We start from the raw sequence: 26755 nt of genomic DNA, 5'->3' as shown, positions 1-26755 counted from the left end.
CCCCTCTCATACGGCACTCCCCTTTTCTCCCAGCAGCCCTGTTGGTTTTACTAATAATACAATGGCCAATAGGAGCATATTCAATGCCAGTGACAAATCAGGCATATAATAAGCCATAAACGCACCCGCTACTCCTACGATCAGGGAAGCCAGTGCCGATCCCTGCAGACTGCCCATTCCGCCAATGATGACCACAATAAAAGCCAGTATGGCATACTGCATACCCATTTCCGCAAAAACGACTCCGGAATACGGCGCCAATAGCGCTCCTCCTAAAGCAGCCAATCCAGCACCAAGCAGGAATACGAATGTAAAAAGACCCTTGACATTGATTCCGAGCGCCTGAACCATTTCCTTATCAAGCACTCCAGCCCTGATCATAAGTCCAATCTGCGTACGGCTGAGCAAAAGCCATAATGCCAGATACAGGAGCAATCCAACCACAATCACAAACACACGGTATTTTATGATTATGATTCCATCAAACTGATAGCTCCCTTCAAGCCACGCTGGCAGGTTTACCCTTATCGGGTTTGGCCCCCAGAAGATTTTGATGCTTTCCGATAATACCAGCATCCCGCCTAATGTAATCAGCAGCTGTCTCACATGATTCCCATAGACAGGACGGATCAGGAATCTCTCCAATACCCAGCCCAAGACCATTCCGACTGCAACTGCACCCACTATCGCTAATAGAAAACTGTTTGTTTCTTTAAAGATCCACGCTCCTGAGAAAGCGCCCCAGACGAATAATCCGCCATGGGCGAAGTTCAATACACTCATCAGTCCAAAGATTAAGGTAAGTCCAGCAGCCAGAAGGAATATCAAAAGCCCTGTTGAAACCCCATTGACCAATAAATTAATAAAGACTTCCATTTCCAGCCCCCTTCACTGCTTACGCGATGCCCAAGTATTTCTGACAGGATTCCTTGTCTTCCTTAAGATCCTGCATGCTGCCATCATGGACTATTTTTCCGTCGTCCATAATGTAAAAGTAATCGCCGATTTCACTCGCCATTAGGAAATTCTGTTCCACAAGCAGTATCGTTGTTTTTTCCTTCATTTTCAGAATAGATTCCATGAGTTTTTCCACCATAATGGGTGAAAGTCCTTTGCTAGGTTCATCTATCAGCAGGAGTCCATCTCCATTGATATAGGCTCTGGCAATGGCAAGCATCTGTTTTTGTCCGCCGGAAAGCAATCCGCTTTTCTTGCTCCAGAACTTCTTCAAATCCGGGAAGAGCTCCAACATCCACTCCATTTTTTCCTCTGTCTCACCTGTGCTCTTTGCCTTGGCCAGATACAGGGTTTCTTCTACTGTCAGCGCACTGAACATTCCCTGATTTTCCGGCACATAGCCGATTCCTTTTCTGGAGATAAGGTGGGTAGGGATTCCACTGATCTTCTGATCGTGATAATGCACGGAACCCGTGGTGGATGAGTTAAAGCCCATGATGGTCCGCAGTGTTGTCGTTTTGCCTGCGCCATTTCTCCCGAAGAGAACGGTGATGCTTCCCTCTTCCACAGACATGGACACACCCTGAAGAATGTGATATTGACCCAAATAGGTCTCCAGATTATCCAGTTTTAATAGACTCACGGTGCAAGCCTCCTAAATATGCCGTCTGAACTCTTTGATCCTTAATAATTTCCTTCGGATTGCCACTGGCCAAGAGCTCTCCATTGAATAGCACCACAAGGGTATCGGACAGATGCATGACCATTTCCATTTTGTGTTCGATTAAGACAATCGTGTACATGCCTTCCTTCTTAATGTTCTCAATCACTTCCAGAATCGCAGGGATCTCTTCAATCGATATGCCTGCCGTCGGCTCATCGAGCAGAAGCAGTTCTGTTTTAAGAGCCAGCAGCATGGCCAGCTCCAGTTTTCGTTTTTCTCCATGTGCCAGATCCTGTGCCAGCACATCTTCCTTGCCGCTTAGCATGCACCGCTCCATGGCCGCTTTTGCTTCCTCCTGCTGGCGGCTCATGAAAGATAGCCTTGGTAAGATCGAATAATAATCTTTGCTCGATGACTGGATAGCCAGCCTGATATTTTCCAGGACCGTCAGCTCCGGAAAAATATTGGTGAGCTGGAAGGAGCGGCCGATGCCCCTTCTCGCCCGTAAGGGTACCGAAAGCTTGGTTACATTATCTTTTTTAAAATAAATCTCTCCTTTTGTCGGAGCGATCTGACCGCTCAGCAGGTTAAAGAGTGTGGTCTTGCCTGCCCCATTGGGACCGATAATCGACGTCAGTTTCCCTCGCTCTATTTCCAGGCTCACATCTTTGATGACATCATGCTCGCCAAAGGAAACCGATAGGCTTTTTGTTTCCAGTATTTTTTCCAACTTGTCGGCCCCTCCTTTTTACCTAACTATTTTGACTTTTTACTTGCCATTCCGGACTGGCGGCTCGGTTTCTTCCATATTTAATTCCCTCATCAGGACCGGTACCGGATGATCTACGCCTTCCTGTTCCTCGAGAGTTACTGCATACAAAGACTGCATTGCCTGATGATCCTCAGCACGGAATTTCATCGTTCCTTTCGGTGTCTCAAATTCCATGTTTTCCATTGTGCTGATCAACCCATCCACATCTTTATCGCCTTCAGTTTTCTTTAGTGCCTCTACAATGGAAATGGCAGCTGTCATTCCGCCTGCTGTAAACAGGTCCGGAATTTCACCGTCAAATTTTTTCTTATGCTCCTCCACCAGCCAGTCGTTCACTTCATTATCCGGAAGGGTATGATAATAAATGGAAAAACCGCTCATGCCAATTAAGGAATCCATCGTTTTTAGGGAAGCAATGTCCTGTGCGGCTGTGGAAATTTTTATACCCTGCTCTTCCAGCTGCATATCCTTTAACTGTTTCCATGGTGCATTGGATCCTGCCCAGACGATATAAAGATAATCAGGCTTTTCATTTATGATGCTTTGAATATTCGCTGTGAAGTCAGTGGAATTCGGGTCTGCATACTGTTCATTCACAATAGTGGCACCGAGCTTCTCGGCTCCTTCTTTAAAAGCGGCGATTCCTTCCCGGCCGTAGGCATTATCCTGTGCGAAGGTCGCGATTTTCACATTTTTTTCAGCGATTGCTGCCGCACCGGCAACAGCATCCTGAGACGAATTTCTTCCTGTCCTGAAGATATACTTGTTCCAGTTCTGTCCAGTGATGCTATCTGCTACAGCAGGCTCAACCACCATAATTTTTTCGTATTCTTCAGCGAGCGGCAAGACGGCAAGAGTGTCTCCAGAGCTTGATGAACCCACTAAGAAATCTACCTCATCCTCTTCCAGCAGCTTCGTTGCTTTTCTTACTGCTACATCCGGCTTTGTTTCTGTATCTTCCACAATGAACTCAACCTTTTTGCCGGCTACTTCATTGGATCCCTCGGTTGCATAATCGAGCCCCAGCTCAAATCCGGCAACTGTTTGCTTTCCGTACGTCTCGAGAGGACCGGTTAAGGAGGCTAGAACACCAATTTTAACCGTATCTTCTTCTGAACTTGCTGTGTCTCCGGAACATCCGGTAATGAATAAAAGAGTGAGTACGATTAAGAGAGTTAAAACAGACTTAATGCCTTTCACCTTACACTTCACTTCCCTTTTTTAATTTTCTTTTCTAAAGAACTGAATTTTATGGAGCAGTCCGTCAGCGACAATGATATTCCCGCTGCTGTCTATATCAAGACCCTGAGGTGAAAAGAAATGTCCGTCCTCACCGCTGAAAGATCCAAACTGCTCTATGAATCTGCCATTTTCATCATAGACATTCATACGGTTGTTGGAAGTATCTGTCACATACACACGGTTCTGTTCATCAATGGCAATGCCTGTAGGCAGGAACAAATCACCCGGTTCTTCGCCCCAATTCTCTAATGGATCCAGGTGGCCGGTTCCTCCGTTTGTTCCCCATTTCGTAATAAACTGGCCATTGTTATCGAATTTCTGAACACGATTGTTGATTCGGTCCACTGCGTACACATTGTCTTTAGAATCAATCGCCAGCTGCATCGGCTGAGAGAATTCGCCATTGCCAGTCCCTTTTCTGCCCCATTCCTTCATATACACGAAAAAGGAATTAAACTTTTGGATTCGGTTATTTTCAGAGTCTGACACAAAGATATTGCCTTTGCTGTCAACTGCCACACCGCTTGGGAATTGAAAAAAGCCGCTTAATGTTCCTAAAGATCCGTAGGCTGCCAGAAAGGTTCCTGAATTGGAGAACTTTTGAATGCGGTGATTCACTGAGTCAGCCACATATACATTGTCATAACGGTCAACTGCTATTTGTCTCGGCACAAAAAATTGACCTGCATAACTGCCGTAGCCAAAAGGTCCGCCTGTCCCGTACATACTTCCCCATTTACTTACCAGACTTCCGTTTGTATTATACTTCAGGATTCTATGATTAAAGGAATCAGAAACAAACACATTTCCCTTTGAATCGCTTTGAACATCGTAAGGTCCTGCATATTGTTTGTCACCATACCTGCCTAATCCGATTGTCATCTTATACGAGATGCTCAATCCTATTTCCTTGTAGACTTCAATCCGGTTATTGCCTGTATCGGTAATAAATAAATCTCCATCTTCATCCGGCAGGACCTGATTCGGATACACTAAGTTAGGAAAAATACCAGTTGTATAGAGAAAACGGTCAGAGGCATCAAATTTCATGATTCGGTTATTATAGGTGTCCGCTACATATAAAGCTCCGGAATTAGGCTCAAAGTTGATTCCCCTTGGATGGTAAAACTGATAAGAGCCTAATCCAGGTTCAAGACCGCCTATTTTTCGCTTGAAGCTGCCGTTCTGATCGAACACTTGAATTCGATTGTTGTACGTATCCGCTACATAAACTTCGCCACTATTGTTTATGGCAATGCCTTGCGGAAGCGCCATCTGCCCATCGCCTTTTCCATAGGATCCAATCGTAAGGAGATACTGTCCCTCGGAATTATATTTTTGAATGCGATGGTTAAATTCATCTGTAATGTAATAATTGTTCTGCTGATCTATCGCTATTTCTCTAGGAAACCCAAATTGATTATTCCCTTCCCCTTTAGTTCCCCAGCTCTTAATGAATTTGAATTGGGAATCAAACTTCTGAATTCGGTAGTTGCCTGTATCAGCAACCAGAATGTTCCCTTCTCGATCAATGGCAATGCCAAAAGGCATATTAAATTCTCCCGGTGAATGGCCGAGGGATCCAAATGCACCCAGGATTTTGCCGGAGGAATCCATTTTTACTATACGATGATTCCCCATATCTGCCATGTAAAGATTACCGGAGCTATCTTTGGCCAGTGCTACCGGCGTCCTGAACTTGTTGGCGGGATCAGTCTCATTTCCCCAGGCCTGCTGAAAGCTATAGGAAGATTCTGCAAAACCGCTGCTTCCGCCCCAAAGTGAAAATAGAAGGAGGAACAGGACTATCCCCTTTATCCTTTTCATCTTTTCTCTCCTTTCCACTTCACAACAGTCGCAGCCCACGTATACCCAGTTCCCGCACTGACAGCTACGGCAATATCCCCTGGTTTTAAAAGTCCCCGTTCCTGTGCAAAGTGCAGACCAATGCATGGGTCGAGTGAAGACATGTGGCCATGGTGATTTAAGTAAATGGCTTTTTCTTCTGTAAGTTCGAGTGATTGTAAGAGTTCTTTGAACATGGAACGTTTGGTGTGCAGTGGCAATAGGAGTTTCATATCTTGAGGAGTATAACCGCTTCTATGGAGTGCTTCGCGAACTACATGATCAAAATTTGCAATCGATACAGGATCAAGTCTTTCTTTCATGGATTGCGGATCTTTTACATCAATATAATGGAGGTTTTTCTCGACTGTTTCGTGGCTTGCAAAGTGCTTGGACCCTCCAGCCGGTGTTCGGACATCATCATGAAAGGATCCGTCTGTCAGGATGGCACTTTCGAGTATTTCATTCTGGGAGGCATCCCTTGTGACCAGAGCAGCAGTGCCTCCATCCGCAAAGTTGAACATGAAGCGTGAGCGCGGGTTAGCATAATCGATAATTTGTGATTCCTTGCATCCCCCAACCAGCAAAATATATTGAATGGAATGGTCTGAAGCAATCATATCTTTCGCTACCTTCAATGCAATCGGAAAACAGGAGCTGACATTCATGATTTCAAACGCATAGGCATTTTTTGCCCCTAATTCATGCTGTATTTTCGGAGCACTTGACCAGACATAATAATCCTTATGAGGACTTCCAAAGTAAATCACGACATCGATGGACAGCGGGTCGATCCCTTCGATCGCCTGCGTTCCCGCAGCAATTGCCAGGTCGGAGGCATGCAGGCTGTCATCTGCAACGTGCTTTTGAACTAAACCGAACTTTTCGATAATCACCTGTTCGGGTATTCCCGTCTTTACAGCCAGATCGGCTGCCGTTTCGATTTCAGGAGGAAAAAACTCCTGTTGCTTTAATGCCAATTCCCATCAGATTACCCCTCCATCTTCAGGCACCATCATCTTGGCTGTGCCCGTCAAAACTAGTGTCCCATCCTGATTAAAGCATTCTGTCAGCAAAGTCAATATTCGCCTTTCGCTGTCAATCTCCTGAACCGTTCCTTGTGCGGTAATCGTATCGCCTATAAAAACGGGCGCCTTAAACCGGATGGTCTGTTCAACATAAATGGATCCTTTTCCGGGCAAATGCACACCCAATAGCTGGGATAATAGACTGGATGTTAAGAGACCATGGGCTATGCGCTTTTTAAATCTCGTTTTTTTGGCGTATTCTCCGTCAATGTGTACCGGGTTAAAGTCGCCGCTCAACCCCGCAAACATCACAAAGTCTGTTTCTGTAATGGTTTTGCTGCAGGAGGCCTGCTGGCCGACACTATAACTGATCACCATTTCACCCTCTTACTAAAAGTTGTGTTTTCTGTATTTTTCCCGTGGCATTTTTCGGAAGCCCGTTTAAAAAAGTAACCTTCTTCGGAATCTTATATTTTGCGAGTTTCCCCTGACAGTATTGAATAACATCCCCCTCTGTTAAAGCGCTTCCATTTCGTTTGACAATAAACGCTTCAGGTACTTCACCCCAAAGTGGATCAGCATTCCCAACCACGGCAACTTCAACAACATCTCTTAATTGGCTGATCACTTGCTCTACTTCAAGGGGGTATATATTTTCTCCGCCTGAAATGATCATTTCTTTCTTCCTGCCTACAATGTAAAGAAAACCTTCATCATCCGTTTTCGCTAAATCGCCTGTCAGAAGCCAGCCATCTTTCAATGAATCCTTCGTGGCATCAGGCCGGTTCCAATATTCCTTCATAATATTTGGCCCTCTCACCGCAAGCTCGCCAACTTCTCCTTTTTCAACCTCCTTACCGTCAGAATCGATCAGCTTATATTCGGAAAATAATACCGGCTTGCCGATCGATCCCTTCTTTCGCGGTGCGTCTTCTTTTGTAAGCATAAATAGAGTAGGAGAGGTTTCGGTCATTCCAAAGCCCTGGCCGAACAGGAATCCTCTATCAAAATAGGCATCTATTAATTCACGCGGACATGGTGCTCCTCCATTATAGAACCAGCGGACTGCGCTTAAATCAGCCGTTTGGAATGATGGACTTGTCAGCAGTGCCTGATGAATGGTCGGAACACCCATCACGATGGTCACCTTATGCTCCTGGATCATCGACATCGCCTTTTCAGGCTCAAACTTTCCGGGAATGACGATCGTTCCCCCTGAAAACAGGGCCGGAAATGCAAATAGTCCAATTCCGCCAATATGAAACAGCGGAAGGAGCACAATGCTGCGGTCCTCTGATGTTAAATCAATCGCGAGTTTGTTATTGACCGCATTCCAGAACATATTGCTCTGTGTCAGTACGGCCCCTTTCGGTTTGCCGGTGGTCCCCGAGGTGTAGCAGATAATGTATGGAGCTTCTTCATTAATCGTATTTTCATTCACAAAGCTTGTTTGAGTACCCTGGTATAAGTCCTCCATAAACTCCATACTCTGGAGTTCGCTTTGTTCAATAAGGGAGGCTGCAAACTCAGCATTTTCTTTTTCAGCAAAGATCACCTTTGAACCGCTATCGTTGAGCTGGAAAACCAGTTCCGTTGCACTTAGCCGAATATTGAGCGGGACCGCCACACATTCTGCCTTTGCAATGGCAAAAAGGAGGACTATGTATTCAATCCGGTTGTGCGACAGAATGGCGATGCGCTCCCCTTTTCCTCCTTGCAGCTTTTCCTGAATCTTCGCGGCAGCTGAATCGACCATTCTATCCAGCTGCCTGTAGGACACCTTTTCGTTATCTGTTATGACTGCTGTTCGATCTGGATGTGTGTATGCCCATTTCTGAATCCAATAGGCAATCCCTTTCATCGAACTCCCCCTCTTTACTTTTTTAGTCCTTGAAAGATGAGTGTCATTGCAGCATCAAATGCCTCTTCAGGGACTTCTTTCTTTTCCCAATACACCCATCTCATACCGAGGAACTGTCCAATCGACATTAAACAATAAGCAACTGTCTCCTGGTCAAGGTCTTTAAATTCGCCAGCCTCTACGCCTTGAGACAAACTCTTTAAAAATCCATTGGCGAGCTTCCCGTAATACCAGCGGAACAGCTCCTGATCCACCACGACAGCCTGCTGGACAATGCTGTATAAATTAGGATGATTTTTGACCCAGCTGAAGAAAGCAAAAAAGCCATTTCGCTGTGCTTCTTCAAATGTAGAACTTCCTGCCATTCCTTCCTTAATAGCAATGCGCAGATCCCGGCTGTAGCTGCGGATTAATTCATCATAGATATCTTTCTTTGAAGGAAAATAGTTATAGAAGGTTCCCTGGGCGACTTTGGCTTCCTGTGAAATATTGACGATGGAAGTCTCAAAATATCCCTTCTGCCCAAAAACCTCTTCAGCTGCTTTTAACAGTTTTTCACGCGTTTCAATTCCTCTTGGAGTAAGTACTTTTTCCTCAGTCGGATTTTTAACTGACACCTGAATCACCTCTCAACTTTATTATAATTAATATTCTCAAAATTACAACAATAACTTATGAAAATTTTTTGAGGGTATTAGTTTTGGTTTTTAAAACCCAATTAGAAGAACCCCGTATAATAGTTATAACGGGGTTGAATACTCATTAAATTTCCTCTAAAAAATGAGATCAATCATTCATTATAGTGATTTTCCCAATCCTGTCACACTCCAATGCAAACCATATGGTCTTCCCATCACTGCTTGAAATGCCATGCGGTTCAGCATTAGGGGTTTCAATCGGATACTCCTCAATCATATTATTGTCTGTAATTCTTCCAATCTTATTTGCTCCCCATTCTGTGAACCATAAATCGTTGCCTGCCCCAGCTGTGATGGCATGCGGGCGGGCATTCGGGGTGGGAATTTCATATTCCGTTATTTCTCCAGATGTGTTAATACGTCCAATTTTATTGCCGATAATCTCGACAAACCAGAGTGCACCATCGTTTCCTTTTGTAATCCCAACCGGTCCAGATGCTGGAGTTGGAATTGTATACTCTGTCACTTCTCCATTTTCAGTAATTCTTCCGATCGCGTTATTTTGGTTTTCTGTGAACCATAGGGCATCATCAGATCCCAGCGTAATAAATGCTGGGTACGAACCTTGAATAGGAAGATTGTATTCATGGATAGAACCGTCATCCTTAATCCGCCCAATACGATTTCCATTCATTTCAGTAAACCATATCTCTCCGTTTGACCCTTCTGTAATTCCATAGGGTGCTGAACCTGGATGGGGCAAGGGATATTCCTGAATAGTGCCTTCTTTTGTTATTCTCCCAATGTTGTTGGCTGCATTTTCGGTAAACCAGACCTCTCCTTTTGACGACACTATTACACACATGACCTTTGCATCGGGTGTCGGCAGCGGGTATTCTGTCAATTCCCCATCCAACCCAATGCAGCTTATCTTATTGGCTTTATGCTGTGTAAACCAGACCTCTCCCTTGTCTGAAACAGCGATTCCGTATGGACCTGTATCTTTACTGGCAAGATCTATTTCCTGTAATTTAAATTCCATACTGTTCCCTCCGAACACCAATATTTTTTTCAAAAACAAAAAGCCCCCTATCTTGTTTTTCCGAGACAGGAGGCAATGCAGCACATAAATAGACTTAAATAGGCTTTCGATTAGTTCAGCCCCTTTTCAAGTCAAAAAGCACACACATTAATCCTATCTCAGAAAAACAATCGATAAATAAAGCCCATTCCAACACATTTTCGGAACTGAACCAGAGGCTGAAATATCGATTTTCTCTAAAGCTAGGATTATAGGATCATGTGCTTTTCTTCACCCTTTCGACTATTGGTTGTTTTAACTGTAAGATATTTAATGATTCAAGTCAAATGGTGCTTGGTCAAAGATGGAAATACTTATCCAGAAAAAGCGAATCAGACAGAATTTAAAAAAATAATTCTACAGCCTTTTTTATAACAGTATTTGATAATATAATAGAGTGTTGGAATATATAGAAAGGTTGAGACATTATGAAAAAGGTTCTTTCAAATTACAAACTAACCATCTTCCTGCTCCTTTCCATCCTGATCGGCGGAATTGCCGGAGTGGTTTTTGGCCCGAAGACAGCGGTTGTGAAGCCGTTTGGGGATTTATTCTTAAATTTATTGTTTATGATCATTGTCCCGCTCGTCTTCTTCAGCATCGCTTCAAGCCTGGCGAATATGGGCGGTATGAAAAGGCTCGGGAAAATCATGGCCGGAATTTTCACTGTGTTTTTCATTACGGCTGTTATTTCCGCTATTCTGGGCTTCATCGGAATTTCTATTGTGGATCCGCTGAAAAACACAGATATCTCTGCCATTAAGAGCATTATGACGGAGGCAGCTGTTGATCCTGAAGCAGAAGATGTCACGTTCCTGGGTCAGCTGGTTCAGGCGTTCACGGTGCCTGATTTCCAGATGCTGTTTTCGAAAAATAATATGCTGCAGCTGATTGTGTTCTCGATTTTATTCGGACTGGCAACTGCGATGTCTGGTGAAAAAGGCAAGCCGATTGCAAATCTTCTTTCTTCTGGTTCAGCTGTCATGATGAAGATTGTTGGATTTGTGATGTACTATGCACCGATTGGTCTTGGCTGTTACTTCGCAACCATCATTGGTGAGCTTGGCCCGCAGATTCTTGGCGGATATGTACGTGTGTTTGTCCTTTATCTTGTATTAACGCTAATCTACTTCTTTGGATTCTTTACGCTGTATGCCTTTGCGGCTGGCGGGAAGGATGGGGTCAAGGTGTTCTGGAAGAATGCCATCACTCCTTCAGTCAGTGCGATTGCCACATGCTCGAGTGCAGCATGTATTCCGATTAACCTTGCGGCTGTCAGAAAGATGGGTGTTCCGCAGGATATTGCTGAGACCATGATCCCGCTTGGGGCTAATACGCATAAAGATGGTTCTGTTCTTGGCGGAGTGTTTAAGATTGTTTTCCTGTTCAGCTTGTTTGGAAAAGACATGTCGAGCATGACAAGCATTCTAACCATTCTTGCTGTTTCATTCCTTGTTGGAGCTGTTATGGGGGCAATCCCTGGCGGCGGGATGATTGGCGAGATGCTGATTTTAAGCGTATTCGGGTTTCCGCCTGAAGTACTTCCGATCATCGCGGTCATCTCTACAATCATTGATGCACCGGCAACCCTTCTGAATTCAGCCGGCAATACGGTTTCGGCCATGATGGTCAGCCGATTTGTCGAGGGAAAGAATTGGCTGAAGGAATCATTAGCCTTGAAATAGCAATCAGAGAGGCTGGAAGGATACACACCTTCAGCCTCTCTTTTTTATATATTATTCAATAAAATACATCTTTCCGTTGACTTCAAGTGATACGGATGATTGTTTCATTTCTTCCTTTAAAGATTTGGCATAGGCAACTACTTCCTTAATCTTTTTCTTGTCAAGATCCTCTGCAAAGCTGTACACGATTGTCACTTTCTCCTTTACAAGCTGCTCGTCATCAGACAGCCATGCACCTGTTCCATCAACAGCTGTTGCCCCTCCAAACATTCCCGAAAATTTTTCTAAAGTTTTGTTCACATAGGGAGTATTATCAATTGGCTGATCAACATCATAGGTGGATGGCACATAAATTTTTACCACGTCTTCAAGATAATATTGCCCTTTTAGGGCGGATTGGTTCTTACCGCTCGCTGCTTCCGGCTGCCCTGCAGTATAGACAGCACTTCCCAAAAAGCAAATGAACAGGATGAGAGGGATAACCCAATAGGCAATTCTTTTCCTTTCCAACACTGCCACTCCTTTGTTTGATATTTTGCTGCCGAAAAAAGGGGTATTTCTATCAGTGATTATAGCTTCTGCGATCAATTTATTCACGGTGAATTATTACTTATTTTCAAATATTTGTGTATATCCTTTTCACTAAATCATCCCGCTTTTTGCCAGCTCTTTTGACTTTTGATATATCCTTTATCTCCAAACGGCTGCAGTTCACTAAGCCACTTTTCTTCTAATTGTTTTTTTACACTAAAAAGGACACCGTTAACTCCGCAGTGTCCTTCATAACATTACAACTTTTAAATTATTGATTTCTTCCCGAATTTATCAGATTTACTGTTAATAAAATTGCTGCTGAACATATTCCAATTTGTAACCTTTGGAAACCCCTCTTCTGATAAATCTGCAGCAAACTGCGAGATGATCGGCGGCTTTAATTTAAGTGAATACAGCTTTTGGCAGCTGTTGAAAAATACGTCACTCGGATGCCCATCCAGAACGATTTTACCGTCATCAATGACAACTACTCTACTTGCATATTGCGCAACAACCTCCATATCATGTGTAATCATGATAATCGTTGCATCCTTCTCTTCAATAAGTTTTTTCATTAGCGTTAACAGGGCTTTAAGGCTTTGCTCATCCTGACCTGTCGTTGGTTCATCAAGCAGAATTATTTTGGGGTTCGATACAAGCATCGTGGCAACAGCCAACCGCTGTCTTTCACCCCTGCTAAGCGAAAACGGATGATCTTTTCTTTTTTCTGTAATCCTACCGTACTGATGGCCAATTCGACTTGCTCCTCGACCAATTCTTTGCTGTAGCCCCTGTTTATCAGTCCAAATGCCACTTCCTCTTCCACAGAGTTGCAAAAAAGCTGGTTGTCGGGGTTCTGGAAAACATATCCGATATCCAATATGATATCCTGGACTCTATGCTCTTTCGTATTCTTATGATTGATGATAACCGATCCTTGATGGGGCTTTAGCAAACCAATTAAGTTTTTCATTAAGGTGGACTTCCCACAACCATTGTGCCCGACAATTGCAAGGAATTCGCCTTTCTGAACTTCAAGATTGATATCATATAGAATTTGCTTGCCTTTCTGGTAACTAAAATTTACAGCTTCCAGTTTAGCAACAGTCTCTTCATTCATATCATTTATTTCTACCTTGTGTTTTGGCAGGTTTAATTTTCCCGATACAAGCAGTTTTTTAGCCCATTCATATGCTTCTTTCTTTGAGATGGGATAAAAATCACATTGGTTTCCATTTTCTATGAGGTACTTAGCCAGCCTGATATGATCTGGTATTCTGATTCCGAGCTTGTTCAGTTCATCAAAATAAGTATAAAAGATTTCACTTGGGCTCCCATTATAAAGAATAGATCCTTCGTGCATTATGATTACTCTGTCAACGGCTTCAATCAAATCATTTAAATCATGTTCAATAATGATAAAGGTTGTATCAATTTCTTCTTTCAATTCCATTAGAATGTCCATTACTTCCTGCTTGCTTACCGGATCCAGATCGGTTGTAGGATCATCCAATATAAGGATAGATGGGAGCATAGCCAGGTTGCTGGCAATGGAGACCTTTTGCTTTTGCCCCCTGATAATGAGAAGGTAATTTGCTTCTTAATGTCTTCAAGCTTTAGCTTTTTCAGCGCGTAATGAACTCTTTCCCGAATGACTTCCTGCTGGCAGCCCTGACATTCCACTCCAAAGGCAATTTCATCCTCCACCCGGATGGAGAAAATTTGATCCTCTGGATTTTGAAAGACCATACCAATCTCACTGGCAAGGTCATGCATAGGAACACGCTGAGTATTCATTCCATTGATAACGATTTCTCCTGCTAGATTCCCCTCTGCCAGATGGGGTATGATTCCGTTTAGACATTTCGCTAAAGTCGTTTTTCCACTTCCGCTGGTACCGGAGATAAGGACAAATTCTCCCTTACCTATCTTCATATTTATATCATGTAGTGCTTTCTTTTCCGTGCCTGAATAAGAAAAACTGACCCCGCTTACTTCAACAATAGGATTGTCATTCATACATTCACTCCTTTCTTAAGGGGATCCTGAATTTAGCTGTAGACGATTGAATTTGATCCTCCCAGCCCCAGGATGAATCGAATATAGATGGCACCAGCAAAGAAGATAATGGTGAAGGCGATTGCAAACCAATCCATTTTTTTTAACTTCATATCTTGATAGTATTCTTTCCATGCCATTTTACTAAAGCCTTTGCTTTCCACAGCCAGACCCATTGTCCGGCTTTTTCTCAAGGAATTGATTAAGAGCGGAAATACAGCCAGTTTAAAACTATTCCAGCTTCCTCTCATCCCTTTTTTATTGACTCCTCGAATGGTCTGGGCATTTGATATATTCGTCAGTTCTTCAAAAACCAGCGGAAAAAATCGCAAAGTGCCAAGGAACATAAACGCCACATTAATCGGCACTTTCATTTTCATTAACCCCTTAGCCAATAGGGCAGGGTCTGTGGTAGAAATGATTATGATCGTCATAAAACAGGGGATGCCAATCCGATATCCCAGGATTAAGCCTGAATAAAGGCCAACATCCGTTGCCTGAAGAGAACCGATTGAAAATAAGATGGTTTCATCCGGCTGATTGTAATTGTAAAACGTCGCAAACACGATTGCTGACATGGCTAGAATTAAGATGGTCACCAGCAAAGGAAGAATCGGTTTGATCTTGATCTTTGCCGAAAACCACAGCACCATTCCCAATAGAAGGATTCCTGTTAAATATAGAGGATCCATAAATAAAAGCGGAATGATCACAAAGCCCAGAATTAAACATAATTTTGCCCTTGGATCAAGTTTATGCACCCAAGTTTCTTCATCCAAGTTGGAAACAAAATCAATTGCCGCCATTTGTCACACCTCCCGAAGATTGATTGGGCTGACCTTAGCCCATGAGAGCTTTAATCCGAGTACCAAATTTTCTCCCAAACACGGTTCCGATGACCATACCAACAATGGAAATGGCAAAGACAATGCCCATCAAATGGAATGGTACAGGAATTTTCATCACGCTAACAATGCTCCACCATACAAAAGCTTCATAAACGGCGTTATAGAGGATTGCCGCGATGATCAAATGTTTAGTGCTTGAATAGATGTCATCCGGATTACTAAATGCTTTTCTGCTGATGTTCAAATAGAGCTCAGGCAGCAGCGGAGCGATGACGACAAGAACCCAGTAAACAGGAATTTCTCCCTGAATGAAAAAGTTAATCGCACACCAGGCTACGGTAAAGTAAAACGATGCATAAGGCCGCCTGACAATAACCCAGCAAAGAACCAGGCAAAATGCACAAAATAAGTAGACAAATGTATGATTGAATGGGAAAACAATTCCTGCAAATTTAAAGAAATACCAGAGGACTCTATACAATACAGCGAAGATGACGATGGTAATCAAATCAACAGCCGTAATTTTATTCTTTACCTGCTGAACTGGATTGTTCATTTCTAATTGACCCATCTTAGTACCCCCTCTATTAGATTAAGGAACACTTTACATTCACTGAATAACTCCTCTAAGGGCTTGCACATCCTCCCTTGTTAACCCCTTAAAATCGACTCCTTCCTTTCGAAAATCCCTTTCCATTAACAAGGAAGCTGTTTGAATAATGGCGTCAGTGTAAGGAGTCTTTACTCCTGCCAATTTCCCTAATTCAGATATCGGAACAAGACCATAAGGAATATCTTCTATTAAATACCTATGGTCCAATGATACAGGTCCGCTGCCTTTAGGGAATAATCCCGATAAAGCTTTATATAAGCTTGAATAATCCGATTCGTAGAATTCATTTAATAAAGTTAAGGTATCCTGAGTCTCTATCTCTAGAATTTTTGCTATGCGAAGTCTTTCTTCATCAATTTTTTCAATATATGAAACGGTTTTTTGTGAAGCACCTTGCGGGTAGAATTGAAACTCCTCTGAAGCGTCAATCCTGCTGGCATTAAATATGGCAATTGGCGTGTGGATAATAACATTTGTATTATTTATGGAAGTTTCAAAGACATTCTTAGTCGGTGTTAATTGCGGAAAAGTTTTTAGGAACTTTTTAGAGATTGGAGTATTTGCGGAATGTGAAATGGAGCCTATTTGAACGTTTTTCTTAACTTTATTGATAGAGACGTTTCCGTTATAATCTGCTTTACTGACAAAAGGCATGGCACTTGTCTCTGCTATCGTGATATTCTTTTTCTCGAATTCTTCACCAAGGATTTCTTTGCATTCGACCGCTCCCCAATACCCTGGAAAAATCACAATCGTCTGATTGGCTTTTATTAATGGCTTTAGCTGATTAAAGATCGGTCTGTGTCCAAACGCTGTAGTTGAAATAATTATAAACTCAGCTTCATCTATTACTTCTTTTAAATCAACCGATGCTTTTAAATGAACTTTGCCTGAATACACACCTTTAAGGGTAAGTCCCTTTCGGGAAATCAGCTCTGCTTTTCGGGAGTCTCTGCTATATAATTTCACCTCCTCGCCTTGTAAAGAAAGATAACCTGCAATAGCCTGCCCTGTGTTGCCAGCACCAATGATGGCATACGACATAGAATCCCCCTTTTCCCAATATGCTTTTTCTATTTAATCTCATTCACCTTGTTTTCATACTGTTTTATAGCTGTTACAGCCTTCTCCATAGAATTTAATACATGCTTTTTCATCATAGCTTCGGCATTGTGTTTATCTTTCTTTACTATAAAATTCAGAATCACTTCATGTTCAAAGGATGTCTCTTTTGTATCTATAAAATGAGCGAGCCTCCTATAACGCATAATATGATCGTTAAGCTGCCTAAGTATTTTTACAGCTGTTTTGTTTTGGCTTAGTTCATAGAGATACGTATGAAATTGACTCCCGAAATGGCTGATATCTTCCATGTTACCTTCATAAGCCGTTTGTTTGATCATGCGGGCAAAATAAGATAAATGCCTTATATCCTGTTCTGTGCATTTTTCTGCTGCTTCGGCTGCAACAATGCCTTCCAGCATACTGCGGATAAGAAAGAGCTCTCTCACTTCTTGTGCGGATACAGGTGCAACCTTTAACCGCCCATTCGTCTGTCTGACTACCAATTCCTCAAGTTCAAGCCTCTGCATGGCTTCACGGAGCGGAGTTCGGCTAATTTCCAGCTCTTTAGCCAATTCCTCCTCTGCAATAGGCTGATTTGGCATATATTCACACTTAAGAATCCGATTTTTGATCTCCTGATAGGCGAAGTCTTTTGCGGAAATTCTTACTGCCGCTGCTTTTTTATTCAGTTTAACCACCTCCTAAAATATAATTGTATACAGTTATATTTTAGTTCAGAATTTTCAAAATATGACTAACATGTTAAATTAGTTACGTAAAGAATTTTCATTACTCTTTAAGGCTGCCCGATTATCATGGTTACTGCATCCAAAAATTCAATAATAAGAAAGCTATTCGTGACTGTGGAGTAAGTTTTTCGGCAACAAAAAATGACGTGTGCACACGTCATTTCTTCTTGTTATATCCATTGTCCCCATATGGCTGCAGCTCCTCCAGCCACTTTTCTTCCAGCTTTTCCAGGGCTTCCTTTTCGTTGAAATACGGATCATTTTTCTTTTTCAGCTTCTCCAGAATGCCGATTTCAAATGCCTCTTTCCCGTATTGATTCCACTCGTCCTGCAGCTCCCGATTAGGCATGTAGCCGTTTGTTTCGAGTGAAAATCTTACTCCATTCAAGCTTTTTAAATTATTTGTGCTGCCAATGAAGATTTTATTGTTCACTGTATTCTTTATTTGATAAACCCTGCTTCAATGGGCGTTTCTTTAAACTGCTGTTTTAATTCTCTTTTGCGTTCCATGATAATCCCCCGTTTGTCTATTTTTTAAGCCAATACTCGCTGCCATCCAGCTTCCGGTCCAAAAATCCATAATCGATCAAATATCGTCTGATCAAAGCATAATCCTCATAAAAGCCCTGCAATGCCCGATTTATCTCTTTCTCGCCATATGTGTGCTCAGGCTGAAGCTGCCCGGCAATCTCCCGCAGCACAATCAGCCTTTGCTTCTCCTTTGGCGGAAACTTTACGAGGGGCTTATCAGTGCCTTCAGGGAAGTATTTCTTAAGGATTTTCTCCTGTTCTTCTTCTGTAATGTTATAGCGGTCATCCACCATCGTGGCTGTTTTATGGACAGGCAGGAACGCTGGTGCGTACTCATCCTTTGCCTTCAGCAATTCCATGATTGCCAGGAAGGTCTTCGCCTGCCGTTCCTTTTCCTTTAAAGCAAAACGGTGATGGCGGATGGTCGAGGTGCTCCCCATGTCCAGTTCTTTCTGAATGTCCTTATCGCTTTTACCCTGATGAAAAAGCTGCAGAAGACTTTTTTGATGATCGGTAAGCCCTGTAAGCTTCTTATCCATGGACAGCAAATAATCAAACACCGAGTTATGCGCCGTTTCGATATGAATGCGCATATACCGTTCCGCTTCGTACAATCTATCTTTATACGGATATACAATCCCTTTTTCAATCTTTTCCCCGCATAAGAGGCATGTAAATGAATCCTTTTCTTCGATATAGCCCTGTTTAAGCTCCTCCAAAGAAGCGTCCCAGAATAGATTTGATAATTCCATTAGCCAATACACATCCTAATCCATATGAATAAACAAATTATCACTTTGTTTGCTTTATGATAAACATAATAATACAAAGTTTGAATTTAGTCAATGAAATAACAAACACACCTATTAAATGTTTGCATACTTCCAAACACCTAACAAAAAGGTTTAAATTTTTCATAAAAAAAGACCTCCGGTTAAGAAGGCCTGGCATTATTACTCCATTTACGACTCTGCTTCATTTGCCCAGGGATTTAACTTCCTCTTTTTCAAAGTCCCTGTAATGGATGATCTCAGAAAGAATCTTACATCCATTTGCTTTCTCGAACTCCGTTCTGGCTTCATCCTTGTTGTCATACTCAAACATTTTGACCTTGTCATGTAAAAAAAGTGTTAGAATCCACAAATCTTATAACCTCCCTGGTTTTAAAGATGCTTGAAGAATGAGCACAATCTGCAGAACCCTCTATCGTGTATGGAAGTGGGAGGTTGTGTTCATTTTAAAAACAGATTAAAAGCAACCGTAATCAGCCAGCCGAGGGCAAAAGTAAGAGAAATATATGTACCGACATAAAGTAAAACCTCCGTCATGATTCCTCCCCCAATGATTTTGACGTGAATTTTTCTTTATAGATGGGTTAATTCTCGCTGCGAAGGATTGTCAAATTGTATTAAACATGCAAGTACTTAGCCGGTTTCATCTCCCTCCCTTTAAAATACTGTCATTATATCAAGCGTTTTTTAAAAATATGTCGAACAATCGCACCTTTACCGATTTGTAAATAGAGTGTTAACTGTCTTTAATAATTCTAATCTTTGTATTATTACTGAAAGATAGTCTTCTATTTTCGTTGATGCGTATTAATTGATACAGAAAAAGAAAAAGCCTATTTTCCATCGAAATAGGCTTTTAAACATAATTCATTCCTTATTCTTTTTATTGATCCATCCATGAAACGCAGTGATCAATCCGATAAATAGGCTGTATCCCACAAAGGTATAATGATGATGCCAGTTTTCTGCATGGACAAACATTCCCATGTCCTCTCCCATTTTTTCCAAGGCTGCCATTGCTAAGCTGATGGATAAAACAAACATCCCTTTTAACCAGCCCTTCAGGCTTTTCATGATTTTTAATAATGGAATCATGAAGATAGGAAGGACTGCCAGGGTGAACAGTATATTGATTGAAAAAATGGCTGAGAATGGCCGGTTCGGGAAGTAGTACATCCCCTTCCCGATAAAATACAAATCTAAGTATGTGCCTAACAGCGATGCCAATAGCATGGCCGGCATATAGCTTCTAATTCCAGACGGCTTTTTTCGCAAGGGCTGCGAGCTCGAGCCTTTCAAGTGTTTTACAGTATGCATGCTGGATCTCCCCATTGATCATATCGTCTAACTCCAGAAAATACTCCAATACGTGAAAATCCCTAAACCAATCCCCTGATTCGGCATCATGCTGGCTCCTATTTTTCCAGGCCGTTTCAAGGCTTGGGCTATAAATCCGTCTTCCCCCGGCCGCAGCTGGCACGATTTTAATTGAAACTGATATTGCTCGCCTGGCAGTCCTTCATGGACATCATTGAAAATATGCGGCCAATAATCCTTCCTTGAACCGGTATGGGGGTGAGCATATGCCCATTGTTCCGTTAAGGCAAGCAACTCTTTGTCCTTAAACAGGATATCATACAGCTTTTTCCCTAATAGGATCCGTTCATGAAGCGATTCAAAATGATTCAATGTCTGGCCCTTCATATGGGTAACGCCATTCCTTTCATAAGGAAAAAGGATGTGATTCAAGGCCAGAAGCTCCTGCAGCTTAAATTCAAACTTATGAAAAACCTCTTGTTTATATAGCGGATTTTGAATCACCCTATTTTCTAAATAGCTTTGTTCATTTATGACAAGGGCAATGGTGAGAAGGTAAGGATCGGGCTTTCTCCAAAAACAGCTCCAGACCGTTTCCATGAAGACGGAAATATTAAGGAGCGGAAAAAGGTAAAATAATGGCTTATTTCTTTTCAGGCTTTCCCGGTAAATCAAAAATTGCGGATAGGCATCTTGAAAAATGAGCCAATTCCCTCTTTCCAGAAAGGAAAAGAAGGAATGTTTTTCGCGATTCGGTAATAATCGGGACAGAATCTCCCCCTTTAAATCGGTCATATTCCATCCGCCATTGCGGGAAACCATATGTCCCAAAAAGGCCCAATGGATTTCCGGTTGCTGCCGGTAGAAATCAAGATAGGCTTTTGTCCTGGTGACATTATTCAGATTCCAGCCCATTGTCTCCCGTTTAATATGGCTGAGGATTCCCTTCTCCTCTTCTGAAAGATGGATCGATTTTTGAGTTCGTGTCCTTTTCTTTAATTCTTCCTTTAACCAGCCCATTGGGGACTTCCCTTGTTTCTTTTGAAAAAAGATGAGCATCCCCTCCTCCATGAATTCTCTTTCAGTCAGATGAATATGTATCTAAAGGATCCATTTTACTTGAGAGGAATGTGCATGAAATGACTGATACGGTTTCTAGCATGAACAATCTCATCACCCTGTTAAGAAAAGACCAGTCTCCTGATGGTTCCTGGAATTATCCATTTGAAACTGGCATTTCAACAGATGCTTATATGATCATTTTATTAAAGACACTGGAGATACATGATGAAAAATTAATACAGGGGCTGGCAGCAAGGATCATAAGCAAACAGGAGGAAAATGGCGCCTGGAAGATTTTTGAGGATGAAAAGGATGGAAATGCAACTGCCACTTTGGAGGCTTATTACGGGCTATTATATTCGGGTTATATTCAGAAGGAAGATCCCCGAATGAAAGCCGCCAGGGAATTCATACTGGAGCATGGCGGTATGGAAAGCGTGAATGTTTTCACAAAAATTATGCTTTCCTCTACAGGACAGTATAAATGGCCTGAATCCTTTCCGGTTCCCGTAGAGATTATGCTTCTGCCTCTCTCCTTCCCGTTTAACTTTTATCAGTTTTCCGTGTATGGGCGTGTAAATCTGGCTCCGATTTTGATTCTGGCAGAGAAAAAGTTCAGCATCAAAACGAAAAACAGCCCCGACCTTTCAGATTTACTTTTAACAAGGTCAGGAGAAGTCCCATGGGATATCCAGCCGGAATACCGGTCATTATTATCATTCATCAAAGAAGGAGTAGAAGATCTTTTAGGACTGCCTGAACAGTTTCACTCATTGGCTATGGACCGGGCCAATAAATATATGCTCGAGCGGATTGAACCGGATGGAACATTCTATAGTTATTTCAGTTCTACCTTTTTAATGATCTTTGCACTCCTGTCTCTTGGCTACTCCAAGGATGATCCGATTGTAAAAAATGCGGTCGCAGGGCTGAAATCGCTCAGGACTGACATCGATGGTCTCCCCCATATGCAGTATGCTAACGCCGGTGTCTGGAATACTTCTCTGATTAATGCAGCTCTCCAGTTAGCCGGCCTTTCACCGGAAGATTCTGCTGTAAAGAAAGCAAATACCTATTTGCTGCAGCGTCAGCATGATCAGTTTGGAGAGTGGGTTATTCATAATCCGAATGCTCTGCCGGGTGGATGGGGATTTTCCGACGTAAACACCCGCAATCCCGATATAGACGATACAACTGCTTCGTTAAGAGCGATAGCCAGGAGTGTGGAGGACAATTCAAAAAATCAGGAGGCCTGGAATCGGGGCACCCAATGGCTGCTATCCATGCAAAATGATGATGGAGGCTGGCCCTCCTTTGAAAGAAACACCGAGAATCCATGGCTTGACTTCCTGCCAATTGAAAAGGGTGAATATATATTTGGAGACCCCACATCTGCAGACCTGACCGGAAGGACACTGGAGTTTTTAGGGAATTATACAAACCTGCCTGATCATGACCCTGCAGTTCAAAACGCCATTAACTGGCTGTTGAACAACCAGGAACAGAATGGCTCATGGTATGGCAGATGGGGTGTTTGCTATATTTATGGCACGTGGGCAGCCGTAACAGGGCTTATTGCTTCAGGCATGTCAAAAGACCATCCTTCCATCCAAAAAGCCGCTGACTGGCTGAAGGGTATTCAAAACGAGGATGGCGGCTGGGGAGAATCCTGCCTGAGTGACAGCAAGAAATCATATGTTCCTTTGCATGCAAGTACCTTAACTGACACGGCATGGGCGCTGGATGCCTTAATTACAGCGGAAGATCAGCCAACCGAAGAAATCCAGAAAGGAATTCATTGCCTGGTCCATTCAATTGATAAAGAGGATTGGACAACAGCCTATCCAAAAGGGCAGGCTATGGCAGGAAGCTTTTACATCCATTATCATAGCTATCGGTATATTTTCCCCCTGATGGCTTTGGCTCATTATCATCGGAAGTTCGGATGAAGCGTTGATCCATTAGCCAATGTGGAAAGAGATGTTAATCACCTCCTTGCACTTAATGCGCCAGATTTCCGCATACAAAAAAGAAGCGACAACTATTGTCGCTTCTTTTTTACTACACATGCTTCAAGTAGCTTTCTTTCATTTGAATTAATGTATCATCGGCAGGCTGGCTCCAGATTTGATCATTGAAAATTTCCACTTCAATGGGCCCCGAGTAGCCTGTTTCCTCTACAGCCTTGCGGATGCGGTTGATTTCAATTACTCCGTCGCCCATCATGCCCCGTCCCTTCAGCATATCAGGTGTAGGAACGAGCCAATCGGAAACATGGAAGCCTAAGATTCGGCCTTTGGCCCGGCTGATCTGGTTATATAAGCCGGGATCCCACCATACATGAAAGACATCGACAACGACACCTACCTGTTCAGGCCGGTATGCTTCCGCAAGAGTGTTAGCCAGGTCCATAGAAACGACCACCGACCGTTCCGCCGCATACATAGGGTGCAGCGGCTCGATTCCTAATTTCACTCCATGCGATTCCGCGAATGGAACCAGCTGGGAGATTCCTTCCTCGACCATTTGCCGGGCAGATACAATGTCCCGGTCAGGAGACGGCCCGCAGACCAGAACGAGAACATCCGTACCCAGCTCGGCAGCTTCTTCCACCGCTCTTTTATTATCTTCTATTCTTTTTTGCCGCTCAGATGGAGTTCCAGCGGGAAACATGCCGCCTCTGCACAAACTGGAAACCTTTAATCCCGCATCCTTGATCAGCCGTTTGCTTGTGCCTAGGCCCAACTCCTCTACCTTATGCCGCCAGGGGGCGATCCAGGGAACTTCTGCCCGGGCACATCCCTCGATGGCTTCTTTTAAATTCCATTGCTCTGTCGTAATTTGATTTAGACTTAAACGCTCATAATTTTCCACTGGAATACTCCTCCTGACGAATTCCGGCTAAATTCAATACCAGCTTCATTCTTTCTGCAGCAAGCTCAGGGTCCGACAGCAGTCCGGCCTGGTCTGCCAATACAAACAGCTCCGACAGATGCACGATGGACCTTGCACTCTCAGCCCCGCCAATCATGCGGAAATGGGATTGGTGCCCGTTCAGATAAGCCATGAAGACGATACCGGTTTTATAGGAATAAGTTGGCGCCTGGAAAATATGACGTGACAGCGGAACTGTTTTTTCCAATAATGCATGATAGGACTCATAGTCACGATCATCCAGAGCATGCAGGGCTGCAGCTGCAGCTGGTGCGATGGCGTCAAAAATCCCCAGCAGGGCATGGCTGTATCCATGTTCATCCCCTTTAATCAGTTCAGGATAATTGAAATCATCACCGGTATACATTTTCACACCTGGTGGAAGAAGCCGGCGCATTTCTATTTCACGGGAAGCATCAAGAAGAGAGATTTTAATTCCGTCGACTTTGTCTTTGTTATCCCAAATGACATTCAGACAGACTTCCATCGCATCATCCAGATTCTTATAGCCCCAGTATCCTTTTAAGGATGGATCAAACATGTCGCCAAGCCAGTGAAGGATAACCGGCTTAGAGACCTGTCTTAAAATATTGGCATAAATCCTCTCATAATCCTCAGGGCCTTGGGCACAATCTGCCAGAGCCCTGCTTGCCATCAGGATGATTTGCGAGTTATGCAATTCCACAAATTCGCATTGCTCCTCATAGGCAGCCTGAACATCCGCTAAGGTGACGGATGGGCCAGGGAGCAGCTGATCTGTCCCGGCTCCGCATGCTATCCTGCCACCCTCTGCTTTTGCCTCCGCCGCCGACCGGCGAATCAGCTCCTTTGCATGCTCCCAATTAAGTCCCATTCCGCGCTGGGCCGTATCCATCGCCTCTGCCACCGAGAGACCCATAGACCATAGATGTCTTCGATAAGCTAAGGTGTTTTCCCAGTCGATCTTTGCCTCTAAAACGGGATCGGAATCTGCGAGAGGATCACAAACCACATGGGCAGCTGAAAAGGCGATCCTGCTTTTGAAAGGGCCTTCCGGCAGGATGAAAACTTTCTGATTCCCAGCGTGATATTCATATGACTTGCCGTTTTTATCTGGCAGAGTTAACTGCTTCACCATTCTTTCTCACCTCCAGGCTTAATTCCGGTACATCAACCCAGCGCCGCTCCTCCCACGATTTAAGCCCTAGTTCAGCCAGCTGAGTTCCTTTGGCACCCTCGAGCAAATCCCAAGGAAACGGTTCACCGGCTGCAATATGCTTCAAAAACAGCTCCCACTGGACCTTGAAGCCATTATCAAAAACCTGGTTATCCGGGACTGTTTGCCATTGTTCTGTAAATGCAAAAGGATTCTCAATGTCAGGATTCCATACAGGCTTCGGTGTATTGATGCGATGTTGAATCTTGCAATCTCTTAAACCAGCTACAGCGCTTCCGTGTGTGCCATCTACTTGAATCGTTAATAAGTCTTCCCGATTAACCCGGACAGTCCAGGAGGAATTCACCTGTGCAATAATGCCGCCTTCGAGTTCAAAGGTTGCATATGCTGCATCATCGGCTGTGCACACGTACGTATTTCCATTCTCATCGACCCGTTTTGGAATATGGGTTTTACCCAGGCAGGAAACAGACTCTACATTGCCAAACAGGTTGTCGAGAACATATCGCCAATGGGCGAACATATCAACAATAATTCCGCCTCCATCCTCCTTGCGGTAATTCCAGGATGGCCTCTGTCCAGCCTGCCAATCCCCTTCAAATACCCAATAGCCAAATTCCATCTGAACGGATAGGATTTTGCCGAAGAACCCTGAATCTATCAGTCTCTTTAATTTTAATAGTCCAGGCAGGAATAATTTATCCTGCACAACCCCATTTTTCACCCCAGCCCCATACGCCAGCTTTGCCAGCTCAATAGATTCCTCCAAGCTTGTGGCAGTTGGCTTTTCACAGTAAATATGCTTTCCGGCTTTTATGGCTTTCCGAATCGCATCTGCCCTGCGGACGGTGGTTTGAGAATCAAAATAAATTACATTATGCGGATCTGCCAGGCACTCATCAAGGTCTGTGCTCCATCGGCTGATATTGTGCTTTTCAGCTAGCAATTGCAGTTTATCTTTGTTTCTTCCAACAAGAATGGGGTCCGGCATTATGACATCACCATTCGCCAGCTCCACCCCGCCTTGCTCGCGGATTGCCACGATAGATCTCACTAGATGCTGATTCGTTCCCATCCTACCGGTCACACCGTTCATGATAATTCCAATATTTTTAACTGCCATAACTACTTCCTCCTTTTGACTTTAAAGCCAAGTAATTTGTTGTTTAGCTTACTTTTATTCTAAAAATTTTTGAAAGGATTATCTCATCCATATCGGAAGGCTATTTGCAATATCGGAGATAAGAGGGGAAATCTATTACACGTGGCTCTGTTAAATTTGCCTGTATATTTCCGTTGCAGCTACTCGCTTTCCGCGGGCGGT

Annotated in this window: 24 protein-coding genes and 4 pseudogenes; 2 read left to right on the top strand and 26 right to left on the bottom strand. The window is 43.3% G+C overall.

Features of this window, described 5'->3' with window-relative positions; all coding sequences use genetic code 11:
• Positions 1-6: 6 nt before the first annotated feature.
• From M5V91_RS04800 to M5V91_RS04755, 10 genes and pseudogenes are all read right to left on the bottom strand, one after another.
• Complete coding sequence (locus M5V91_RS04800) at positions 7-876, bottom strand: branched-chain amino acid ABC transporter permease (RefSeq protein WP_071155527.1); 870 nt, start codon at positions 874-876, stop codon at positions 7-9.
• Positions 877-895: 19 nt separating this feature from the next.
• A complete protein-coding gene (locus tag M5V91_RS04795; protein ID WP_284521778.1) occupies positions 896-1600 on the bottom strand; it encodes an ABC transporter ATP-binding protein in 705 nt (234 codons plus the stop codon).
• Entirely contained in the window at positions 1578-2351 is a 774-nt protein-coding gene (locus tag M5V91_RS04790; protein WP_284521777.1) for an ABC transporter ATP-binding protein, read from the bottom strand. Before M5V91_RS04790 ends, M5V91_RS04795 begins: the two co-directional genes overlap by 23 nt.
• Before the next feature lie 39 nt (positions 2352-2390).
• Entirely contained in the window at positions 2391-3593 is a 1203-nt protein-coding gene (locus tag M5V91_RS04785; protein ID WP_413227176.1) for a substrate-binding domain-containing protein, read from the bottom strand.
• Between the two features lie 21 nt (positions 3594-3614).
• Positions 3615-5462, bottom strand: a complete 1848-nt coding sequence (locus M5V91_RS04780; RefSeq protein ID WP_284521776.1) for a 6-bladed beta-propeller — start codon at positions 5460-5462, stop codon at positions 3615-3617.
• A pseudogene (locus M5V91_RS04775) lies at positions 5459-6467 on the bottom strand (3-oxoacyl-ACP synthase). Before M5V91_RS04775 ends, M5V91_RS04780 begins: the two are co-directional and overlap by 4 nt.
• A complete protein-coding gene (locus M5V91_RS04770) occupies positions 6467-6883 on the bottom strand; it encodes a MaoC family dehydratase (protein WP_071155537.1) in 417 nt (138 codons plus the stop codon). The pseudogene M5V91_RS04775 and the gene M5V91_RS04770 overlap by 1 nt, the downstream one beginning before the upstream one ends.
• A gap of 4 nt (positions 6884-6887) precedes the next feature.
• Entirely contained in the window at positions 6888-8369 is a 1482-nt protein-coding gene (locus M5V91_RS04765) for an o-succinylbenzoate--CoA ligase (RefSeq protein WP_009333835.1), read from the bottom strand.
• 14 nt (positions 8370-8383) lie between these two features.
• Positions 8384-8986: a TetR/AcrR family transcriptional regulator gene (locus tag M5V91_RS04760; protein WP_192908826.1), complete on the bottom strand. Its 603-nt coding sequence runs from the start codon at positions 8984-8986 to the stop codon at positions 8384-8386.
• A gap of 169 nt (positions 8987-9155) precedes the next feature.
• Complete coding sequence (locus M5V91_RS04755; protein ID WP_284521775.1) at positions 9156-10049, bottom strand: Vgb family protein; 894 nt, start codon at positions 10047-10049, stop codon at positions 9156-9158.
• Between the two features lie 467 nt (positions 10050-10516).
• Here M5V91_RS04755 and M5V91_RS04750 point away from each other — a divergent pair, with 467 nt between their 5' ends.
• Positions 10517-11773, top strand: a complete 1257-nt coding sequence (locus M5V91_RS04750) for a dicarboxylate/amino acid:cation symporter (protein WP_009333832.1) — start codon at positions 10517-10519, stop codon at positions 11771-11773.
• 51 nt (positions 11774-11824) lie between these two features.
• Here the strand turns inward: M5V91_RS04750 and M5V91_RS04745 are convergent, their stop codons facing one another.
• From M5V91_RS04745 to M5V91_RS04685, 13 genes and pseudogenes are all read right to left on the bottom strand, one after another.
• Complete coding sequence (locus M5V91_RS04745; RefSeq protein WP_284521774.1) at positions 11825-12286, bottom strand: DUF3574 domain-containing protein; 462 nt, start codon at positions 12284-12286, stop codon at positions 11825-11827.
• A gap of 284 nt (positions 12287-12570) precedes the next feature.
• Entirely contained in the window at positions 12571-12969 is a 399-nt protein-coding gene (locus tag M5V91_RS31085; RefSeq protein WP_500797324.1) for a hypothetical protein, read from the bottom strand.
• A gap of 12 nt (positions 12970-12981) precedes the next feature.
• Positions 12982-13427 (bottom strand): annotated as a pseudogene (locus M5V91_RS31080) (energy-coupling factor ABC transporter ATP-binding protein); the annotation flags it as partial.
• A 359-nt stretch (positions 13428-13786) separates the two neighbouring features.
• Positions 13787-14326 (bottom strand): energy-coupling factor ABC transporter ATP-binding protein, encoded by a 540-nt coding sequence (locus M5V91_RS04730; RefSeq protein ID WP_284521771.1) that lies wholly within the window; start codon positions 14324-14326, stop codon positions 13787-13789.
• A 32-nt stretch (positions 14327-14358) separates the two neighbouring features.
• Positions 14359-15171, bottom strand: coding sequence for an energy-coupling factor transporter transmembrane component T family protein (locus M5V91_RS04725; protein ID WP_284521770.1), 813 nt, complete (start codon positions 15169-15171; stop codon positions 14359-14361).
• Positions 15172-15205: 34 nt separating this feature from the next.
• Positions 15206-15784: a hypothetical protein gene (locus tag M5V91_RS04720; RefSeq protein ID WP_256816260.1), complete on the bottom strand. Its 579-nt coding sequence runs from the start codon at positions 15782-15784 to the stop codon at positions 15206-15208.
• Between the two features lie 39 nt (positions 15785-15823).
• On the bottom strand, positions 15824-16870 hold the full coding sequence (locus M5V91_RS04715; protein ID WP_256816261.1) for an NAD/NADP-dependent octopine/nopaline dehydrogenase family protein: 1047 nt from the start codon (positions 16868-16870) through the stop codon (positions 15824-15826).
• A gap of 29 nt (positions 16871-16899) precedes the next feature.
• On the bottom strand, positions 16900-17493 hold the full coding sequence (locus M5V91_RS04710; RefSeq protein WP_284521769.1) for a GntR family transcriptional regulator: 594 nt from the start codon (positions 17491-17493) through the stop codon (positions 16900-16902).
• A 304-nt stretch (positions 17494-17797) separates the two neighbouring features.
• Positions 17798-18150 (bottom strand): annotated as a pseudogene (locus M5V91_RS04705) (GIY-YIG nuclease family protein).
• Between the two features lie 17 nt (positions 18151-18167).
• Positions 18168-18923: a DUF2087 domain-containing protein gene (locus M5V91_RS04700; RefSeq protein ID WP_009333829.1), complete on the bottom strand. Its 756-nt coding sequence runs from the start codon at positions 18921-18923 to the stop codon at positions 18168-18170.
• A 223-nt stretch (positions 18924-19146) separates the two neighbouring features.
• Positions 19147-19314: a hypothetical protein gene (locus M5V91_RS04695; protein ID WP_009333828.1), complete on the bottom strand. Its 168-nt coding sequence runs from the start codon at positions 19312-19314 to the stop codon at positions 19147-19149.
• Between the two features lie 515 nt (positions 19315-19829).
• Positions 19830-20279, bottom strand: coding sequence for a CBO0543 family protein (locus M5V91_RS04690; protein ID WP_009333827.1), 450 nt, complete (start codon positions 20277-20279; stop codon positions 19830-19832).
• Positions 20212-21338: pseudogene (locus M5V91_RS04685) on the bottom strand (DUF2515 family protein). Before M5V91_RS04685 ends, M5V91_RS04690 begins: the two are co-directional and overlap by 68 nt.
• A gap of 80 nt (positions 21339-21418) precedes the next feature.
• Here M5V91_RS04685 and shc point away from each other — a divergent pair.
• The gene (shc, locus tag M5V91_RS04680; protein ID WP_284521768.1) at positions 21419-23290 is read left to right on the top strand and encodes a squalene--hopene cyclase; all 1872 of its coding nucleotides are present in this window, start codon (positions 21419-21421) and stop codon (positions 23288-23290) included.
• Positions 23291-23402: 112 nt separating this feature from the next.
• On the opposite strand, the gene M5V91_RS04675 is transcribed toward shc, so the two are convergent.
• From M5V91_RS04675 to M5V91_RS04665, 3 genes are read right to left on the bottom strand one after another with little or no spacing between them, the layout of a single operon-like run.
• Complete coding sequence (locus M5V91_RS04675; RefSeq protein WP_284521767.1) at positions 23403-24215, bottom strand: sugar phosphate isomerase/epimerase family protein; 813 nt, start codon at positions 24213-24215, stop codon at positions 23403-23405.
• The gene (locus tag M5V91_RS04670) at positions 24202-25392 is read right to left on the bottom strand and encodes a dihydrodipicolinate synthase family protein (RefSeq protein ID WP_258752516.1); all 1191 of its coding nucleotides are present in this window, start codon (positions 25390-25392) and stop codon (positions 24202-24204) included. Before M5V91_RS04670 ends, M5V91_RS04675 begins: the two co-directional genes overlap by 14 nt.
• The gene (locus M5V91_RS04665) at positions 25364-26554 is read right to left on the bottom strand and encodes a Gfo/Idh/MocA family protein (protein ID WP_258752517.1); all 1191 of its coding nucleotides are present in this window, start codon (positions 26552-26554) and stop codon (positions 25364-25366) included. Before M5V91_RS04665 ends, M5V91_RS04670 begins: the two co-directional genes overlap by 29 nt.
• Positions 26555-26755 lie beyond the last annotated feature (201 nt).

The organism is Cytobacillus pseudoceanisediminis (assembly GCF_023516215.1).
In the GTDB taxonomy this organism is placed as follows: Bacteria; Bacillota; Bacilli; order Bacillales; family Cytobacillaceae; genus Cytobacillus; species Cytobacillus pseudoceanisediminis.
Note: the sequence above shows the minus strand (reverse complement) of the source record. Positions and strands in the feature narration are given on the sequence as shown.

What these genes read in the sequence shown, in the direction of transcription:
- M5V91_RS04800 (WP_071155527.1), bottom strand. Translation starts at nt 876, where the DNA reads ATGGAAGTCTTTATTAATTTATTGGTCAATGGGGTTTCAACAGGGCTT.
- M5V91_RS04780 (WP_284521776.1), bottom strand. Translation starts at nt 5,462, where the DNA reads ATGAAAAGGATAAAGGGGATAGTCCTGTTCCTCCTTCTATTTTCACTT.
- M5V91_RS04765 (WP_009333835.1), bottom strand. Translation starts at nt 8,369, where the DNA reads ATGAAAGGGATTGCCTATTGGATTCAGAAATGGGCATACACACATCCA.
- M5V91_RS04755 (WP_284521775.1), bottom strand. Translation starts at nt 10,049, where the DNA reads ATGGAATTTAAATTACAGGAAATAGATCTTGCCAGTAAAGATACAGGT.
- M5V91_RS04750 (WP_009333832.1), top strand. Translation starts at nt 10,517, where the DNA reads ATGAAAAAGGTTCTTTCAAATTACAAACTAACCATCTTCCTGCTCCTT.
- M5V91_RS31085 (WP_500797324.1), bottom strand. Translation starts at nt 12,969, where the DNA reads ATGCTTGTATCGAACCCCAAAATAATTCTGCTTGATGAACCAACGACA.
- M5V91_RS04730 (WP_284521771.1), bottom strand. Translation starts at nt 14,326, where the DNA reads ATGAATGACAATCCTATTGTTGAAGTAAGCGGGGTCAGTTTTTCTTAT.
- M5V91_RS04725 (WP_284521770.1), bottom strand. Translation starts at nt 15,171, where the DNA reads ATGGCGGCAATTGATTTTGTTTCCAACTTGGATGAAGAAACTTGGGTG.
- M5V91_RS04720 (WP_256816260.1), bottom strand. Translation starts at nt 15,784, where the DNA reads ATGGGTCAATTAGAAATGAACAATCCAGTTCAGCAGGTAAAGAATAAA.
- M5V91_RS04715 (WP_256816261.1), bottom strand. Translation starts at nt 16,870, where the DNA reads ATGTCGTATGCCATCATTGGTGCTGGCAACACAGGGCAGGCTATTGCA.
- M5V91_RS04710 (WP_284521769.1), bottom strand. Translation starts at nt 17,493, where the DNA reads ATGCCAAATCAGCCTATTGCAGAGGAGGAATTGGCTAAAGAGCTGGAA.
- M5V91_RS04700 (WP_009333829.1), bottom strand. Translation starts at nt 18,923, where the DNA reads ATGGAATTATCAAATCTATTCTGGGACGCTTCTTTGGAGGAGCTTAAA.
- M5V91_RS04690 (WP_009333827.1), bottom strand. Translation starts at nt 20,279, where the DNA reads ATGCATACTGTAAAACACTTGAAAGGCTCGAGCTCGCAGCCCTTGCGA.
- shc (WP_284521768.1), top strand. Translation starts at nt 21,419, where the DNA reads ATGACTGATACGGTTTCTAGCATGAACAATCTCATCACCCTGTTAAGA.
- M5V91_RS04670 (WP_258752516.1), bottom strand. Translation starts at nt 25,392, where the DNA reads ATGGTGAAGCAGTTAACTCTGCCAGATAAAAACGGCAAGTCATATGAA.
- M5V91_RS04665 (WP_258752517.1), bottom strand. Translation starts at nt 26,554, where the DNA reads ATGGCAGTTAAAAATATTGGAATTATCATGAACGGTGTGACCGGTAGG.